Annotated in this window: 17 protein-coding genes; 2 read left to right on the top strand and 15 right to left on the bottom strand. The window is 72.1% G+C overall.

The window, feature by feature from the left end:
- Positions 1–63 precede the first annotated feature (63 nt).
- A complete protein-coding gene (locus SSQG_RS16655; RefSeq protein ID WP_003990964.1) occupies positions 64–1,257 on the top strand; it encodes an MFS transporter in 1,194 nt (397 codons plus the stop codon).
- A gap of 84 nt (positions 1,258–1,341) precedes the next feature.
- Here the strand turns inward: SSQG_RS16655 and SSQG_RS16650 are convergent, their stop codons facing one another.
- From SSQG_RS16650 to SSQG_RS16600, 11 genes are all read right to left on the bottom strand, one after another.
- The gene (locus SSQG_RS16650; RefSeq protein ID WP_003990963.1) at positions 1,342–1,830 is read right to left on the bottom strand and encodes a MarR family winged helix-turn-helix transcriptional regulator; all 489 of its coding nucleotides are present in this window, start codon (positions 1,828–1,830) and stop codon (positions 1,342–1,344) included.
- Between the two features lie 87 nt (positions 1,831–1,917).
- Positions 1,918–2,601 (bottom strand): hypothetical protein, encoded by a 684-nt coding sequence (locus tag SSQG_RS16645; RefSeq protein WP_003990962.1) that lies wholly within the window; start codon positions 2,599–2,601, stop codon positions 1,918–1,920.
- Between the two features lie 165 nt (positions 2,602–2,766).
- Positions 2,767–3,567: an SAM-dependent methyltransferase gene (locus SSQG_RS16640; protein WP_003990961.1), complete on the bottom strand. Its 801-nt coding sequence runs from the start codon at positions 3,565–3,567 to the stop codon at positions 2,767–2,769.
- Positions 3,568–3,683: 116 nt separating this feature from the next.
- Entirely contained in the window at positions 3,684–4,241 is a 558-nt protein-coding gene (locus SSQG_RS40950; protein ID WP_039932891.1) for a hypothetical protein, read from the bottom strand.
- On the bottom strand, positions 4,238–4,798 hold the full coding sequence (locus tag SSQG_RS16630) for a DUF6461 domain-containing protein (protein WP_244299154.1): 561 nt from the start codon (positions 4,796–4,798) through the stop codon (positions 4,238–4,240). Before SSQG_RS16630 ends, SSQG_RS40950 begins: the two co-directional genes overlap by 4 nt.
- A gap of 91 nt (positions 4,799–4,889) precedes the next feature.
- A complete protein-coding gene (locus SSQG_RS16625; RefSeq protein ID WP_039932890.1) occupies positions 4,890–5,591 on the bottom strand; it encodes a polysaccharide deacetylase family protein in 702 nt (233 codons plus the stop codon).
- Positions 5,592–5,593: 2 nt separating this feature from the next.
- Positions 5,594–6,268 carry a glycoside hydrolase family 11 protein gene (locus SSQG_RS16620; RefSeq protein ID WP_039932888.1) on the bottom strand — a complete coding sequence of 225 codons (675 nt, stop codon included), beginning with the start codon at positions 6,266–6,268 and terminating at the stop codon, positions 5,594–5,596.
- Positions 6,269–6,515: 247 nt separating this feature from the next.
- Positions 6,516–7,877 (bottom strand): DUF4407 domain-containing protein, encoded by a 1,362-nt coding sequence (locus tag SSQG_RS38215; protein ID WP_003990957.1) that lies wholly within the window; start codon positions 7,875–7,877, stop codon positions 6,516–6,518.
- Complete coding sequence (locus SSQG_RS16610; protein WP_039932886.1) at positions 7,867–9,384, bottom strand: hypothetical protein; 1,518 nt, start codon at positions 9,382–9,384, stop codon at positions 7,867–7,869. Before SSQG_RS16610 ends, SSQG_RS38215 begins: the two co-directional genes overlap by 11 nt.
- A 5-nt stretch (positions 9,385–9,389) precedes the next feature.
- Positions 9,390–11,594, bottom strand: a complete 2,205-nt coding sequence (locus tag SSQG_RS16605; protein WP_003990955.1) for a hypothetical protein — start codon at positions 11,592–11,594, stop codon at positions 9,390–9,392.
- An 18-nt stretch (positions 11,595–11,612) separates the two neighbouring features.
- Positions 11,613–12,359: a hypothetical protein gene (locus SSQG_RS16600; protein WP_039932883.1), complete on the bottom strand. Its 747-nt coding sequence runs from the start codon at positions 12,357–12,359 to the stop codon at positions 11,613–11,615.
- Between the two features lie 327 nt (positions 12,360–12,686).
- Between SSQG_RS16600 and SSQG_RS16595 the strand changes: the two genes are divergently transcribed.
- Positions 12,687–13,226 carry a Pycsar system effector family protein gene (locus SSQG_RS16595; RefSeq protein WP_003990953.1) on the top strand — a complete coding sequence of 180 codons (540 nt, stop codon included), beginning with the start codon at positions 12,687–12,689 and terminating at the stop codon, positions 13,224–13,226.
- Between the two features lie 35 nt (positions 13,227–13,261).
- Here SSQG_RS16595 and SSQG_RS16590 read toward each other — a convergent pair whose 3' ends face one another.
- The 4 genes from SSQG_RS16590 to SSQG_RS16575 form a co-directional block, all read right to left on the bottom strand.
- Complete coding sequence (locus SSQG_RS16590) at positions 13,262–13,960, bottom strand: Crp/Fnr family transcriptional regulator (RefSeq protein ID WP_003990952.1); 699 nt, start codon at positions 13,958–13,960, stop codon at positions 13,262–13,264.
- A 201-nt stretch (positions 13,961–14,161) separates the two neighbouring features.
- A complete protein-coding gene (locus SSQG_RS16585; protein WP_003990951.1) occupies positions 14,162–14,581 on the bottom strand; it encodes a DUF7144 family membrane protein in 420 nt (139 codons plus the stop codon).
- Between the two features lie 30 nt (positions 14,582–14,611).
- Positions 14,612–15,133 carry an SHOCT domain-containing protein gene (locus SSQG_RS16580; protein WP_003990950.1) on the bottom strand — a complete coding sequence of 174 codons (522 nt, stop codon included), beginning with the start codon at positions 15,131–15,133 and terminating at the stop codon, positions 14,612–14,614.
- A 111-nt stretch (positions 15,134–15,244) separates the two neighbouring features.
- Positions 15,245–16,717 carry a hypothetical protein gene (locus tag SSQG_RS16575; protein ID WP_244299152.1) on the bottom strand — a complete coding sequence of 491 codons (1,473 nt, stop codon included), beginning with the start codon at positions 16,715–16,717 and terminating at the stop codon, positions 15,245–15,247.
- Between the last annotated feature and the right edge of the window lie 18 nt (positions 16,718–16,735).

Here is a 16,735-nt window from a genome sequence, read left to right as displayed (position 1 = left end):
CCGATGTTTCGCATGTGCGCGAAACGATAACCCTGCGATCCGCGGCGCCACAGACTCCGTCACATGCGCAGTTACCGCGAACTGTTCCGCACACCGGAGTTCACCCCGTTCTTCCTGTCCGGCTCGGTGCAGACGATCGCCCGGACGATGAGCGGACTGGCCCTGGGCACTCTCGTGTACCGGGCGACCGAGTCGCCGCTGCTGTCCGCGGTGAGCATGTTCGGCTCGTCGCTCGTGCAGGTGCTGGGCGCGACGTTCCTGCTCTCGGCCGCCGACCGGCTCCCCCCTCGTGCGGCCCTGACCACCCTGCACCTCCTCTTCGCCGCGGCCACGGCCGCCCTGGCCCTGCCCGGACTGCCGGTCTGGGGGATCCTCGCGATCGTCCTGGCCAAGGGGCTGGTGGAGTCGGTGGGCGGGGGAGTGCGCTGGGGCCTGCTGAACGAGATCCTCTCCAAGGTCGGTTATCTGCTGGGCCGCTCGGTCTTCAACATGATGACCGGCCTCATGCAGATCACCGGCTACGCGACCGGTGGCGCCCTGGTGGCGCTGCTGTCCCCGAGGGTGTCCCTGATGGTGGCCGCCGCCCTGTACGTCCTGGGCGCGGTGGTCGTCCGCCTCGGCCTGACCCGCCGCCCGCCGCGCACGACGGGCCGCCCCTCGGTGACGGCGACCTGGCGCGCCAACGTGCTGCTGTGGTCCTCCGCGCCCCGCCGCCAGGTCTATCTGGCCCTCTGGATCCCCAACGGCCTGGTGGTGGGCTGCGAATCCCTCTACGTCTCCTACGCGCCCGACTCCGCCGGCACCCTGTTCGCCTGTGCCGCGCTGGGCATGCTGGCCGGGGACGTGCTGGTGGGCCGCCTGCTCCCACCCCGTCTGCGGCCGCGCCTGGGCTTCCCGCTCCTGCTGATCCTGGCCGTCCCGTACGTACCGTTCGTCCTGCGTCCACCGCTTCCGCTCGCGGCGGTCGCCGTCACGCTGGCGTCGGTCGGCTTCGGGGCGAGCCTCGTGCAGCAGGAGCGGCTGATGGCCCTGACACCCGACACGCTGGCGGGGCAGGCCCTGGGGCTGGACTCGGCGGGCAGACTCACGATGCAGGGTGCGGCGGCGGCACTCGCGGGGTCGGTGGCCCAACTGACGTCACCGGCCTCGGCCATGACGGCGACGGCCACGGGCTCGGTGGCGGTGACGCTGCTGCTGATGGCGGCGGCGAGGCGCACAGAACGCGCACCGGCGACGGTGCCGGAACGGCTCTCCTAGTGCCGCGGCAGCCAACGTGTGCCCGTCAAGGAGCGGCGTCCGGCGCGGCGAGTGGGGGTGCCCCGAACGTTGCCTGTCGGGGCACTAGCCGTACGTCCGCTCCTCGGAGCCCGAGGCGGCCTCGGTCTCCGCGAACACCTCAGGAACCTCGTTGTCCACCACGACCCGTGACAGCAGCACGGCCAGGCGGTCCCGCTCGGCGCCGCTGAGCCCGGAGGGCAGCGCCTCCATCCGGCGGCACGTCTCGGCGTAGAACCTCCCGGCGAGCGCCGCCCCCTCCTCGGTCAGGCCGACCCGCACGGCCCGCCCGTCGCGCGGGTCGGCCTCCCGCCGCACGAGCCCCCGCTGCGCCGTCCGGTCCACCAGCCCGGTCAGACTCGACTTCGCCAGCCCGAGTGTCTCCCCGAGCTCACCCATGCCGTACGGCTGGGGCATGAGCACGCACAGCAGCTGTCCCTGCTGCGGGGTCAGCCCGTAGGCCCGGCTGGTCTCCGCGTACACACCGTCCACCAGGAACGCCGCCCGCACCAGCGCGGCGACGACCCCGACCTGCCCGCCTGCCCCCTTGCCCATCGGGTCAGGGTACCGACCGGTAGGACCGGCCCAGGGAAGTACGGCGGACAACCGGTCACTCCTCGGCCGGGTCACTCCTAGCCCGGGTCACTCCTCGTCGGGGGCCTCGCCCTCGATGAGCCGTTCCGCGATGTCGTCGGCCCACTCCTGGGCCCATCGGCGGAGCCCCGCGACGTCCCGGACGTCGAGGCCGCGGGCGGTGAACGCGCTGTCGTCCAGCCAGTCCGTGCCGGTCAGCCGGGACTGGAGGTCGCTGAGGTCGAAGGCGTCGGAGTGGCGGCGGCCGAGTTCCTCCAGTTCGGGGTGGCTCCAGCGGGCCGAGGCGGCGTGCACGTCGACCAGGTCACGAGCGAGACCGCGGTCGGCCAGGTCCCGTACGCGGGTACCGACGAGGTCGTCGAGGGAGAGGGCCGGCCCGAGCTCCGTCACCACGGGCGGACGCCACAGCACCTCCTTGTGGACGCCGACCCCGTACTCCTCGGCGGTCGCCGGGTCGGTGACGAGGAACTGGGCGGACAGCGGGTCGGTCTCCAGGCTCCGCACCAGCCACCCGCGCTCCACCAGCCCGGCCCGGACGGCGTCGGCGATGCCGTCCATCGCGGCGGGATGCTCGGTGGCGACGTCCACGTCCGGCCCGGCCCGCCCCACGAGCCCGTGCGCCAGCACGGCGTACCCACCCATGAGGACGAGCGAGTACACCCCACCCACATCAACCAGATCCCCGATCAACCGCCGAACCGACTCGGGGACGGGGGGAGGCGGCGCGACCATGCCCTGATTATCCCGACCCGCGGCCCGCGACGCCTTCTTTACCTTCGGGCACGCGGGCAACCGCGCAATCTTGGGGGCGCGGGGAACTGCGCGATCTTGGGGGCGCGGGGAACTGCGCGACCAGCCCCCACGGCGCCGCACCCGCGCCACAACCCCGACCACCCCCTACAGCTTGCGCCCCACCCCACAGAACGCATCCACGCCACCGGCACCAACACCAGCACCCTCAGACCCCGCCCGCCACTCAGGCACCCTCACCACCCCCGGCTCCACCAACTCCAGCCCCTCGAAGAACCCGGCGATCTCCTCCACACTCCGGACGTAGTACGGCACGGCCCCACTCGCGTTGTACGCCTCCGACGCCGCGATCATCCCCTCACTCGTGGCCGTGCTGTCACTGATCACGAGGTGGCTGCCCGACGGCAACCCGGCCATGAGCCGCCGCACCAGCTCACGCGCCTGGTCGTGGTCGGCGACATGGCCGAGCGTGTTGAGGATCATCAGGCCCACCGGCCGGGAGAGGTCGAGCGTGCCCGCGGCGGCCTCCAGGACGGCCTCCGGGTCGTAGAGGTCGGCGTCCAGATAGGCGGTCCGGCCCTCGGGGGTGCTGGTGAGGAGGGCGTTGGCGTGGGCCAGCACGATGGGGTCGTTGTCGACGTAGACGATCCGGGCGTCCGGTGCGACGCGCTGCGCGACTTCGTGCGTGTTGTCGGCGGTCGGCAGCCCGGTCCCTATGTCGAGGAACTGCCGGACTCCCTGCTCACCGGCCAGGTACTGGACGGCCCGTCCCAGGAAGCGGCGGCTGGTGACCGCCACGTCGACCAGGCCCGGAAAGATCGACTTGATCTGGTCGCCGATCTCACGGTCGACCTCGTAGTTGTCCTTGCCCCCGACGAAGTAGTTCCAGAAGCGCGCGGAGTGCGGCTTGGACGTGTCGATACGGGCGCGCAGGCTGTCGTCGGGCATCCGGGTCTCCTGGGGGCGGGGGGTAGGGGGGACCGGCCCACCAACCTAGGTGAGATTCCCGGCCGGACCCGGACCTCGGCCGCCCCTGCTGCCTGCCCACCGTGGGGTTTCGGCCATCAGTCCCGCCCGAGTGGCCCGGCGGGAAGTCCGAAGTGCTCGGCGATGATCCGGACGGTTTCGGCGCCGTCGGCGTTGAAGCCGGGTTCGGAGTCGTAGCGGGTGGTGCGCCCGACGAGGCCCTCCTCCAGGAACTGCCGTATAAAGAGGTCGGCCTGGCTGCCGAAGCGGTGGGACTCCCGGCGCTCGCCGAGGTTGAAGAGCGACACGGCGAAGCCGCCGCGGCTGTAGGCGAACTGGCAGGGGTGCTGGGCGCAGTGCGGCACCGCGTAGGAATGGCCGCAGGCGCAGGCCGGGGTGGAGGCCAGGAAGACCATGTGGACGTTGTGCTGGTCACTGACGCGGTCCGCGTAGCGGAAGCCGGTGATGTACTGGCCGAGTTGCTGGATCGCTCCGCCGTCCGGGTTGGTCTCGGCGTGGTGGGCGAGCCAGGCCCAGCCGTCCTCCGACGCACCGGAGGCGGCGGGCAGTCCGGCCTCGGTGAAGAAGCCGTTCAGGTCGGCCAGGGGGATCCCCCGGCAGAACGTGCGGAAGCCGGCCGGGGCGAGCCAGGTCACGGGGCCGTCACCTCCGCGGACAGCGGCGGCGAAGGCAGGGAGAAGAAGCCGGCGACCGCCCGGACGATGCGGTTGTGGTCGTCGTAGTGGTGGTCGAAGCAGTCATGGCCGCTGTCGTCCGCCTTCTCGCACTCGGCGTCGGGTCCGATCAGCTTCGCGGCCAGCAACTCGGCGGACAGGTGGTCAGGGTTGTCCCCCGGACGCTGCGTCAGGTCCTCGAAGCTGAACCAGGTGATCAGCCGCCCGTCCCGGTAGTACTCGAAGTGCGGCGGATGCGCCTTCGCGCTGCACGGCTCGGTCACGAACACCACGATCTCGGCGCCCGCGCTGAGCGGCCCGTAGGAGACCGGGTCGAAGTCCTCGATCTCGGCGTTGAGCATGTCGTGCACCGCCCACGCCCATCCGTTCCCCTCCCCGGTGACCAGGGGTTCCCGGTGCACCCCGCGCAGCCCTTCGGCGAGCGCGTCGAGCCCCATGCCGCGGCCGAAGACCAGGTTCACCTCGTCGTGCCGACCCGAGTCCAGGACAGGGTCGGTGACGTGCATCCATTCAGGCATGCGACGCATCGTAGAAGGGACCACTGACAGTCGGTCGTCCGCCGTTCTGCCGGGTGGCGCGACGGCTCGCGGATGCCGTCGCGCCGTTCGGTCAGCCGGGGGCGACGGCCCGGCCCGTCTGCGGGGAGATCATCCCCGCGCACAGACCGCGGGCCGTCAGGGACTGGGCGATGCGGGGGACGGCCGCGAGGGTGTTGGCGGGCCAGTCGTGCATGAGGATGACCTGGCCGTTGGTCAGCCGGCCGACGGACTGGACGATGGCGTCGGTGCTCGCGCCGTTCCAGTCCTGGGAGTCGACGTTCCAGATGATCTCGGTCAGGCCGTACCGGGCCGCGACCGACTTGACCGTCGCGTTGGTCTCGCCGTACGGCGGGCGGAAGAGCTTCGGTGAGCCGCCGCCGGCGTTCGCGAGGGCCTGCTGGGTCCGGGAGATCTCGGAGTCGATCTGTGCCTGGCTCAGCTGGGTCAGGTGCGGGTGGGTGTAGCTGTGGTTGGCGACCCACATGCCGGCGGCCACCTGGGCCCGGACCAGGGACGGGTTGGCCGCGGCGTACTGGCCCTGGTTGAACATCGTGGCCCGTAGGCCGTTCCGGCGGAGTGCGTCCAGCAGCTTCGTCGTGTTGCCGGACGGCCCGTCGTCGAAGGTGAGCCCGACGTAGCCGTTGCAGGCCGCGGCCCGGTCCGGGACGGCGGCGGCGGTGGTGGCGGTCGTGAGGGTGGCCGCCGCGGCCGTCGCGAGGGCTGTCAGCGTCGTGACCAGGGCGCGTCGTGAGGAGCGTGTGCGGGTCCTCATCGTCAGCGCACCGTGATGTTGGAGCTGCCGCTGCTCTGGTAACCCTCGGTCGCCATGATCATGTAGTACTTGAAGTTGCCGAGGGGCATGCCCGCGCGGGCCCACGCGTCGAAGTGGTTGCCGGCGGTGATGGTGCCGCCCGTCCGTTTCGACTGCCGCACGCTCCAGTACTGGTCGAAGGTCTTGTTGCCCTCCACGGACGGGGCGTTGTAGCGCGTCGTCTTGTAGATGTCGTACGTGCCGCCGTCACTGGTGACGGTGCCCTTGTAGGTACCCGTGGGCCGGTACGTGCCCCAGTTGTCGACGATGTAGTACTCGATGAGCGGGTTCGCGGTCCAGCCGTACAGGGTCAGGTAGGCGTTGCCGGACGGGTTGAACGTGCCCGAGTAGGTCACGGTGCGGCGTGCGCCGGTGCTCCAGCCCTTGCCGGCGACGAAGTTCCCGGTGTTGCGCCATGAGGTGCTGTAACTGCCGCCGGAGGAGAGGGTCATGGAGACCGTGCCCGGCGCGTCCGTCCAGAACGAGTAGTAGTAGCCGTTGTTGGTGCCGGTCTGGTTCGTGGTGACGACCGTGTCCGCGTGGGCGGTGCCCGGCAGGGCGAGGGCGGCGACGGCGACGAGCAGCAGGGTGACGGTGCTGCTGAGCAGCAGCCGTAAGCGGCTGAGGGCGTGGGTCATGGGGGTGCTTCCTCCTCGTGTGCGTGGGGTCGACGGAGGCGTTCTGTCACCCGGGAGTGTTGGTCTGGCCCTGTCAACTGTCAATGGTTTCGGCAGCTGTTGCGAAATATTCGTCGCCGATCCCGTATGCCCGAGGGTGGATTTGTGCTGTTCGGTGGGTGGTTGAGCGTCGATGACGAGGAGAACCCTGCCCACCTGGTGCGGAGGGCAGGGTTCCGGTCATCGAATGTTTCGTTGGCTTTCCGGATCAAAGCGGGGTCTTCGCACCTCGCGTCCGCATGATCCGCTCCATCCTCTCCTCCAGTTCCGCCCGCTCCGCCGCCGCGCGCTCCGCCTGGGCCCGCTGGTGCTCCTGGTCCAGACGGCCCATGCGGTAGGCCGTGTCCAGCTGGACGCGGTGGCGCCGGACGTCGTGTTCCATGCGGGCGCAGGTGTGCTGGACCTCCAGCTCCTCGGCGTACAGCCTCCGGCTCGTGCGGCGGCGGGCTCCGAGGAGGTTGTCGTACGAGGTGGCGCCGCTGAGGACCTTGGCCAGGACGGGCATCGCGTCCAGGCAGAGCAGCAGCAGGTGCAGCACGATCGTCAGGAACAGCGCGAAGCCGTCCGACTCGGCGACCTCCTTCAGGCCGTGGGCGCGGGTGAGGATGCCGTCGGTGTCCAGGTCGGCCGCCCGCCGCCGGGTCTTGTCGTCGACGGCCTTCTGCAGCAGGGGCTGGTACTGGTCGGCGGCCTCGTCCTTCCGGGCGGACAGCTGCTGACCCTTGGCGACCAGGCCCTTGAGCTGCTCCTCGTACGTCTTGAGCTTGCTGTTGTCCTCGTACTCCGAGGTGGCCTTTCGGGCCCGCTCGCAGGTGATGGTGACGTCCCGGACGCCGCCCCGGACGACCCAATACTTCGGGCCGCACAGGCGCTGTTCGGTGTCGAGCTTGTCGTTCAGCGTCTTGTTGATGTCGGCGACCTGGGTCCGCAGGGCCGCCGCGCGCTCGCCGTTGCTCTTGATCTGGCGGGCCAGTTCGGCGGGGGAGCCCGCGACCTTCAGCTGGTAGCGGGCGCACTCGGGACGTCCGGTGGTGGAGGCGCCGTCGGTCGGGTTGCAGGAGACGAGCATGCCCCGGTAGTCGGCGACCTTCTGCTCGTTGCCGACGGCTATCTCCTGGCGGATCTCCTTGTCGAAGATCTGGAAGAGGATCGGCTCGGCGATGAACAGACCGAGCAGCACCGACAGGAAGAACCGCACGAGCAGGGTCCACTTGCGCACCCCCGTGCCGTGGGTGCTGGAGACCAGCCAGCTGTCCAGGGCCAGGATCACCCAGAACCAGAGCACGGCGACCACCAGCACCGCCGCCAGCGGCAGGTCGGAGCGGAAGCTGGACAGCGCCAGCACCATGGAGACCGCGCCCAGCAGCGCCGTGTTGACGACGAGCGCGCCGTACCAGGTGTAGCGGGGGCGTTCCTCCGGCACCCAGGCCAGCAGCCCCTCGTCGATGCCGATCAGGCGGCGCAGCCGGGGCGCCACACCGGACGCCGGCGGCGCGGGGCGGGACTGGCTGCTCCGGTCGTCGTCGAAGGCGGCGCTGTCGGCCGGACGGAGCGGGGTGTCAGTTGCCAAGGCGCCCCTCCTGGTTCGCGGGATCGAAGTCGTCGGCTTCGTCCATGTCGTCGGTGGCGGGCTCGGTCTCGGCGGCCCGGGGCCCCCGGCGCAACTCGCCCTTGACCTCGCCCTTCAGCTCCGCCTTGGGCATCTCCGGGCCGCCGCCCTGCGCCGGGGACTGGTTGTAGGGGACGTCGCCGACGCTGTTGATGAAGGCGCCCGCGTCGTACATGGTGCTGTCGAACAGGCCGCGGTCGATGGCCTGTTTGCCCAGCGTCGCCCGCACGCTGAGCTGCTCCTTCGCCCACTCGCGCTGGTCGCGCTGGAGCTCCTTGGCGTCCGTGCGTTCCTCCTGGCGCCGGCGCAGCCGGTCCTCGTGCTCCAGGTCCCAGCGCCGGGCGTCCTCGTGACGCTGGGCGGCCGTCTCGTCCTGCTCCTCCTTGCGGGTCAGCTCCTGACGCCGGTCGTCGCGTTCGATCTGCCAGCGCTGGTCGTCCCGGTCCAGGCCGTGGCGCTGGAACTCGTAGTCGCGGTCGAGCCGCAGCCGGTCGTCCTGGCGGGCGTCCTGGCGCTCCTCGGCCGCGTGCAGCCGCTTGGACAGCTCGTCGGCGCTGATGTCGCCGCCCCGCCAGGCCAGGAAGTCGGCGGAGATGGGGTCGGAACCGATCAGCTGGAGGTCGTCCTCGATCTCGGCCCGGGTGAAACGGTTGCGCCGCCGCTCGATGGCCAGCTCGTAGTCCTGCTGGTCCACACCGGCGCCGCGCTCGTAGCCCGTGCGCAGCGTCTCCTCCTCCTGCCGGTTGCGCTCCTTGCGCACCGCCTGGAGGTTGCGGATCTCCTCGCGCTTCAGCTCCAGTTCGGCCTCGCGCAGCGCCCGGTCCAGCGCCGCCTGCTGCTCCATCTCCTCCCGCTGGCGGTCGCGTTCGCGCTCCCGGCGGGTCCTCTCCATCTCCGCGACGTACGCGGACATCTCCTCGGGGGTGAGGACCTCGATCACCCCGTGCCGGGCGCGGATCCCCGACACCACGGAGGGCCGCATCTCGTGGTACGCGGTCAGCCGGGCGTCGATCCGGGCCCGTACGGCCGCGGTGTCGACGATGGGCAGGTCGCTGCCGTCCTCGGTGAGCCCCGGCACCTCGCGCAGATGGGCGAGGAGCAGCGCCTCCACGTCGGTGACACCGTCGCGCACGACCGCGCACGGGTCGGTGACCGTGCAGTGGAAGCAGGCCCGGACGGTGAAGTCGCCCGCCTCGGCCGAGGGGATGCGGGTCTCCACGACGACGGGCACCTCGATCCGCCGGTCCACGACCGTGACCGAGCTGGCGTCCACCACCACCGGGTCGTCGGCGCGCAGCTGCCCGTGGTCCTCGACGTACTCCTCGCCGACCCGGAAGACGCGCACGTGGTGGGCGGCGACCCGGGGCAGCTCCTCGTCGGCGCGCGTCATCCGCTTGCGCCAGATGCTGCCGCGCCTCTCCGGCCGCCCGTACTCCCGCTGCTCGACGAGCGGGTATTTCTCAGCCATGCCTGTCAGCCCTCCGTGCTCAGTACGGCGGTAAGGAAGATGTCGACCACCGCGGTGGTCTGCTCGTCGGCGCGGGCGGCGACCTGCCGCAGGGCCGCGGCCAGCGGCGGACCGTCGTCCGGCGGCAGGGCCTCGCCCACGGCCCCGCCGAATCGTTCGGCCACCTGCTCGGGCCGTTCCGAGACGGCCGGCAGCTCGCGCAGGGTGGCGTACAGGGCCGCCAGGGTCCGGCCCCGGCGCGGCAGGTTGTCCAGCACACCCGCCCACAGCTCGCCGATGGTGGCGGTCCGGCGGACGTCCCGCTCCAGCAGCGACGCGCACACCAGCCGCCCGGTCCTGGCGTCGCGGGCCCGCAGCACGGTCAGGGCGGCACCCAGGAGGTTCTCCTTGTACTGCCCGGTCAGCGTCTCGCGCTGCGCCCGCAGCCGGTACGCCAGCGGCCGGAACACCGCCCCCGTGTCCTGCCCGCACTCGGCGAGCACCGCGACCAGACCGGCCAGCGCGAACGCCGCGTCCACGGGGAGGCCGCCGCGCCGGACGATCATCTTCAGCAGGATGGTGACGGCGTCCGTCGGGAAGCGCACGCCCAGCGCCCCGCTGAACGCCGCCGCCGCGGTCGACCGCAGCACCGGGTCGTAGGAACGGGCCCAGCCGCGGGCCAGACCCAGCGCGGTGGCCGCCAGGCTCTCGTCCAGGCACATGCACTGCAGCACCAGTGTGGCCGTCGACTGTCCGGCGGGACCGGCGGCGCCGCCCGCCCAGGGGTGCAGGTAGTTGTCGGCGACCTCGTCGAAGGCGGGCCGGGTGAGCAGCGCGAGCCCCTGCGCGACGGACAGCTGGAGCCCCAGTCCCGGCTGGGCGGCGACGAGTTCGGTGAGCCAGTCCCGTACGCCGTTCCAGTACGGGGTGGAGAGCCGGGTCCACAGCTCCTCCAGCGCCCACTGCCGGTACTGGGGGTGGGGGAAGACCAGCGCGGTGCGGGTGAGGGGGCCGTTCTTGCGCTGCTCCACGGCGACGAGCTCGTTGTGGGACAGCGACTGCCTGCGGTTGACGGCCCGCCGGGCCGCGGCGGCCTGCTCCTCCTCGGTGACGGGAGCCGCGAACGCCGGTCGCACCCAGGACTCCAGCCGCTCCTGACAGGTCTCGAAGTCGCGGTAGCCGGCCCCGTTGACGAAGGCCAGCGTGGTGACCTCGGCCCACTCCTGCGGCGTACGGTCCTGGGCGAACCAGTCACGCACGGGCTGGGCCGCGCTGCTGCCGTAGTCCCGCCAGACCTCGTCCGGCGCGGCCCCGCGGGCGATCCGCTCGGCGGCCGCCGCGACCTCGGCGATCCGGCAGCCGTCGGGCATCCGCGTCACGGCCCGCTCCACGGTGTCCCGCGCACACCCCTCCCGCACCAGCCGCACCCGCAGGACGGCCGTGAGGTCCGGCAGCTCCCAGGACACGTGCCGCACGGACTCGACGACGCCGCCGTCGACGGCGTGCACGGTGGTGACGACCAGACGGGCGTCGTGCTCGCGGACCGTGTCCCGGACCCGCCGCCAGTCGAAGTCCGCCGTCTGGGAGGTGTCGTCGCTCATCCGGTCGAGCAGGACGTAGCCGACGCCCTTCTCGAAGGCGACCCGGCCGCTCGCGAGGTCGTCCAGGCTGCGGCCCGGCGACAGCACGACGTACTCCGACCCGTCCGCGAGCGCGTCGACCAGCGCCACCGCCCCGGACCGCTTGCCCGTGCCCGGAGGCCCGACCAGGACCACGACCCCGTCCTGCTCCAGGGCGAGCGCGGCCCGCTCGAAGCACGCGGGCTTGACGTACGGCGCGAGGATCGCGTCCGCCTCGCCCGCGTCGAGACGGCCCACGGCCCGGCGCCGCGCGTTGTCGGAGGCGGCCGTGCCGATGCCGAACTGGGCACCGGAGGCGCTGAGTTCGCCGTAGAAGTACTGGTTGACGCTGTTGTGGTGGACCTGCTCCGAAGGGGTGGCCGGGGTTGCCTGGGCCGGTGGGTCCGCCTTCTCGGGTCGGTCCTGTTGCTGGGGTTCGGACTCGCCGGTCCTCCGCGGTTCCGGTTCCGATTCCGGTTCCGGCTCCGCTTCCGGCTCTGCCGGCGATTCCGCTTGGGCCGGGGTGTCCGGCACATCCTGCGAGGGTTGCGCCTCCGGTTCACCCTGGGGCGCAGCGCTCTGCTCGCTGTGTTCCTCGTGTTCCTCGTTCATCCTCGGCCGTCGCTCAGGTCACTTGGAGATCCCGAAGACGGCACCCTGGGCGTGCACGGTTCCGTTGATCACCTGAACTACTGTGTCGCCGGGGGCAGTTGGGGCGCCCGAGGGGCGCACATCGGCAGCTGCCGCGCCCCCTGCGCCCCCTTGCGCGCCGGGATCGGTGTCCCCGAGGTCCAGGGCGTTCACGTCGTACCCCGGCACCCGGATCCACGCCCGCCCGGCGTACTCCTTCTCCGCGATCCGCACCTCACGGAACTCCTGCGGCCGGATCGTCGTGTACGCCTCGCCGATCACGTCGTTGAAGACGGTCGCGGAGACCGCGAGCGCGAGCGGTGCGTCCGGTGCCGCGGCCAGCGCCGCCTTCAGCACCCGGCTGTCCAGCAGCCGGCCGATCTCGACCGGGGCCCGGCCCTCGAAGCCGTTGGCCGCGGGCGAGGCCGTGCCGAAGTGCACGGCGGCCCGCAGCCGCAGCCGGGCCTCGTCGCGCCGGTTGCGGTTGAAGGTGCGCAGACCGGCCTCCAGATGCCGCGTGAACGGATCGACGAGGCAGGGCTCGGACGCCCCCTGCGGCAGCACCGCGAACACCGAGTCCCCGCCGACCTGCGTCGCCCACTGCTCCCAGTCGAGCCCCGCCGCACCGGCCGCCTCCTCGAGGAGCCGCCGGATCGCCTCCTGCCACTCGCGCTGCGTCACCACGTCGACGCCGCCGTATCCCTTCGCGTCGACCGCCAGCAGCAGTCTGCGACCGAACGTTCCCATGCCTGACTCCCCGCTCACTGAAATGGAGCCGCACCCCGGGATCTGGGCCGGGGGCGCACTCCGGCAGACACCGGCGTCCGCTCCCCCCACACGCGGACGCCGGTAGGCCAGTCCTACACGCGCCGTCCGCCGCGAACCCCGTCGAAATACGGGATGCGGAAAGGTGCGGAAACATACAGCGGTAGCCGCAAGTTACGGACGAGTTCGGCAAGTTGGCGTGAAACGTGACTGATCGGCGGCCGGAATCCCGCAGAAATCCCAGGTTCCGTGGCCGGTTTCGGGGCGTACTGGAGACCCGGACAGCCCACCGGCCCCAGGAGGAGCAGCATGCCGTCGTCCACCGGCGCCCGCCCCGACAGCCGTCCCGCGCAGTTCATGTTCACCGCCCTGCAGACCACCCACCAGCACGCCGACACCAAGGCCGGGATCCTCGCCGCGGCCCAGGCCGCGCTCGTGGGCACGGCCGGCTACTGGAGCGCCCCGGCACTGCGCGCCGCCTCGGAGGGCGGCCCGTCGGGCGTCCTCGCCGGACTGCTGCTCGCCCTGTTCCTCGGCACGATGTTCGGCGGCGCGGGCTTCCTGGCGGCCACCCTGCGTCCCCGGGTCCTCAGGCCCACCGGAGCCAACCGCTACAGCTTCGTCCACCTCGCCTCGGGCCCCGACATACTGCCCGCCCGGAACGCCGACGCCGCCGACGCCGCCGACGGCGCCCCGGACCGGGAGCGCGGCGAACTGTCCCAGACGATCCGGTTCCTGTCCCAGGTGGCCGTGCGCAAGTACCGGTGTGTGACGGCGGCGGTGGTGTGTACGGCGTTCATGGGGGCGAGCGCCGGGCTGCTGGTGGTGCTGCGGCCGGTGCTGGAGTGACGCGCGCGGCGGGACGAGCGGGGGTCCACCGGTGATCAGTCCTCGGGCGCGAGGTCGCCGATCTCCCTGAGCCGGTCGAGGTCGCGGATCAGGGTCGACCCGTACCCCGTCTCCAGCAGGCCTTCCCGGCGCAGTTCGCGCAGCCCTTTGTGGATCGTCGTCTCGGCCGCGCCGGTGAGCGCGGCCAGTTCGGGCTGGGTCAGCCGGCAGCCCAGCACGGTGCCGTCCCCGACCGGGCGCCCGTACCGGGTGGCGAGCTCCACCAGCAGCCGGGCCAGCCGCACCTTCGCCGGATAGCCCTTGAAGTCCAGCCGCCGCCGGTTGGCCCAGCGCAACCGGTCGGCGAGGATCCGGGTCAGCGCCAGGTGCACCTCCGGGCGGCGGGCCAGCAGGGCGTGCAGGGCGGCCGGCTGCACGACCATCGCGGACAGCGGGCCGCACGCCGTCACCGTGGCCGAGCGCGGCGACCCGTCCAGGGCGGCCATCTCACCGACACTGTCCCCGCCCACCCGGACCGCCAGCAGGGACTCCTCCCCGTTCTCCACGCGTGCCGTCACCTTGGCGAAGCCGGACAGCAGCACCAGCATGTGCCGCGTGCGGGCGCCCTCGGTCAGCAGCACCTTCCCCGCCTCGAACCGCGCCGGCACCCCCAGCTCGAGCAACTCCCCCCGCGCCTCGGGCGCCACGACCCCGAGCAGACTGCGCGTAGGCCACTCCGCGGAGCTGTACACCATGGCAGCCTCCCCCGGCCGACGGCGAACCACGAGCCCTTGAATCCTGCCCGTTGTTCGTGCCCCGGGTGGGGGAATCCACCCACGAGGTGCTCACATCATCTAGAGCAGTGCGAGGCGGGCCCGCCCGGGGTTTCCTTCCCGGGTGTGCCCGCCGTCTCGTCCCAACCGTCGGCCCAGCCCCTCACCGACCGCGCCGCACGCTCACCGGGCGAGGCTGTCGCGCCGCACCGTGCACAGGGCCCAGATGACGAAGCTCGAGATCGCGATCATCACGACGGACCAGACGGGGTACTGCGGCAGCGAGAGGAAGTTGGTGATGATGGCGAGGGCGGCGATGCCCACGCCGAGGACCCGTGCCCACGTCGCGGCCTGGAACAGTCCGAGGCTGACGATCACGGCGACCGCGCCGATGATGAGGTGGATCCAGCCCCAGCCGGTCAGGTCGTACGCGAACACGTAGTTGGGCGTGGTGACGAAGACGTCGTCCTCGGCGATCCCCATGACGCCCCTGAAGATGTCGAGCAGGCCGACGAGGAAGAGCATCACGGCGCCGAACACGGTCATGCCGGTCGCCCATTCCCGTTTGGCCGTGTGAGCCGGCCGAGTGTGAGTCGCGGTCATGGCGCACCTCGTTTCGTGTTGTCCGGAGGGTCAGCGACCAGAGGAGGGGACGGTGGGGGACCCCGCGTGGCCCGCGGGGTCATGGCCCCGGTCCGGTCCCTGCGCCTGGCCGGGGCCGGGACCCTGCGCTTGGCCGGGGCCGGTCAGGACGAGTTCCTTGGCCCGGCGGAACTCCTCGTCGGTCATGTCGCCGCGGGCGCGGAGCTCGGACAGCCTGGAGAGTTCGTCGACGCTGCTGGTCCGGCCGCCGGCCGCGGTCTCCTTGACGTAGGCCTGGAACTCCTCCTGCTGCGCCCGTGCCTGCGCGACCTCCCGGCGGCCCATGTTCCTGCCGCGGGCGATCACGTAGACGAACACGCCCAGGAAGGGCAGCACGATGCAGAAGACCAGCCAGCCGGCCTTCGCCCAGCCGCCCAGGTCGTCGTCGCGGAAGATGTCCAGGACGACGCGGAAGAGCAGGACGAACCACACGATCCACAGGAAGAACCAGAGCATGGTCCAGAAGGCGCTCAACAGGGGGAAGTCGTACGCCAGGTAGGTCTGCGCGCTCATGTCCGTCCTCCGTTCCGAGCGCCCGGCGGCAGCATTGCCGCGCCGACACTCAGCGTGCCCACGGCAAGTCCCTCCCGGCCTCACCCGCCGGGGGTGAGCCTGCGGTGCGGCTCACGTCTGCTTCCCCGGTTCGCTGTCCGGAGGTTTCCCGGGCCCGCCCTCCGGAGGCTCGCCGCCCGGCCCGGCTCCCGGGGCCTGCCCGGTCCCCGGGGCCTGCCCGGTCCCCGGGGCCTGCCCGGTCGCCGGGGCCTCCCCGGCTGCCGGACCCGCGGCAGCGGCGAGCACCGCCAGGGCGATGAGGACCGCGAGCATGAGGCAGAGGACGAGGGCCACCGCGCCGGCCGTGGGGTCGTTCCAGAGCAGCAGCGCCAGGACGCCGGCCGTGACGACCGCGGCGGTCGTCCACACCGGGTGGCGGGCCAGCCGGCGTCCGGGGGCCCCGGTACGCACTCCGGCTCGCACCAGCGCGCCACCGGCGGCACGCGTGGCCCGCTCCGAGGTCCCGCGCACAGCGCGCGCGAGGCGCCCCGGACCGTACAGGTACGCCGTCAGCGCCGTGATCACGGACGCGACCAGCAGGGTGACCGCTCTGTTGTGCAGGAAGCGCACGAAGGTGTCGTAGATCGTCGCGGCCGCGTCGGGAGGCAGCACCGACGGCGGCACCGAATCCAGGTAGACCCGGCGTGCGACGGCCAGCGCGACCAGCAGCAGCACCATCATCACGCCGGTACCCGTGGCCGTGATCATCAGCATCAGGCGGTGCGACGGCGCGGTCCACACGGCCAGCGCGGCGAGCAGCACGGTCAGCACGGGCACCCAGAGGCCGACGACGTCCAGCACCCGCATCGCGTCCTGGGCCCGGCTCAGCTCCTCCGCCCGGAACAGCGTGATCGTCCGGTCGCTGTCCGGGATGGCGGCGGCCTTGTCGAAGCCCGCGTCGACGAGCCGCTGCTGAACCTGGTCCACGACCACCCCCACGTCCAGCTGGACGTTCGCGCCCTCCGCCCGCACCGCCCCACCGCCCTCACCGGTGAGCACCTGCACCACCGCGGCGTGGGCTCCCCGGTTGGCCCCCTCCCACGCCTGCTGGAAGGCCTCGCTGGTGATCACGCCGGTGACGGTGCGGTCGACGGTGCTCCTGACCGCGGAACGCAGCGGCTCCGTGAGCGCGTCGGCGCCCGCCACGACCCGGGGCGACGCCCCCGCCTCCTGGAGCTGCCTGCCGAGCGCCGCCGTCACCGCCGCCACGTCCACGTTCCGCACGACGCGGTCGGTGAGCCGGTCGATCAGGACGTCCTGCACGGCCGGGTCGGAGGCGAGCGGCGCGACGGTCTTCACGTACCGGCCGGTGTCGGAGACCGTGTCGTCGACCCAGTCCGCGACGACGGCCAGGGGAGCGAGGAGCAGGGCCGCCAGCAGGAGGAGCGAGGCGCCGACGCGGCGCAGCCCCCGGTGGCGTACGGCCGCGGCCCGGCGCAGCCGTACGTACTCCGCGTGCTGCTCGGCGGACAACGCACGGCCGTCGTCACCGTCTTGTCCCGCCCCTCCGGGGTCCGGTGATGCCGAGGTCGCCTCGGGGTCCATGGGTGCTCCCCTCGTCGT

This window comes from Streptomyces viridochromogenes DSM 40736 (assembly GCF_000158955.1).
Classification (GTDB): Bacteria; Actinomycetota; Actinomycetes; order Streptomycetales; family Streptomycetaceae; genus Streptomyces; species Streptomyces venetus.
This window is presented reverse-complemented; position numbering and strand designations above follow the sequence as displayed.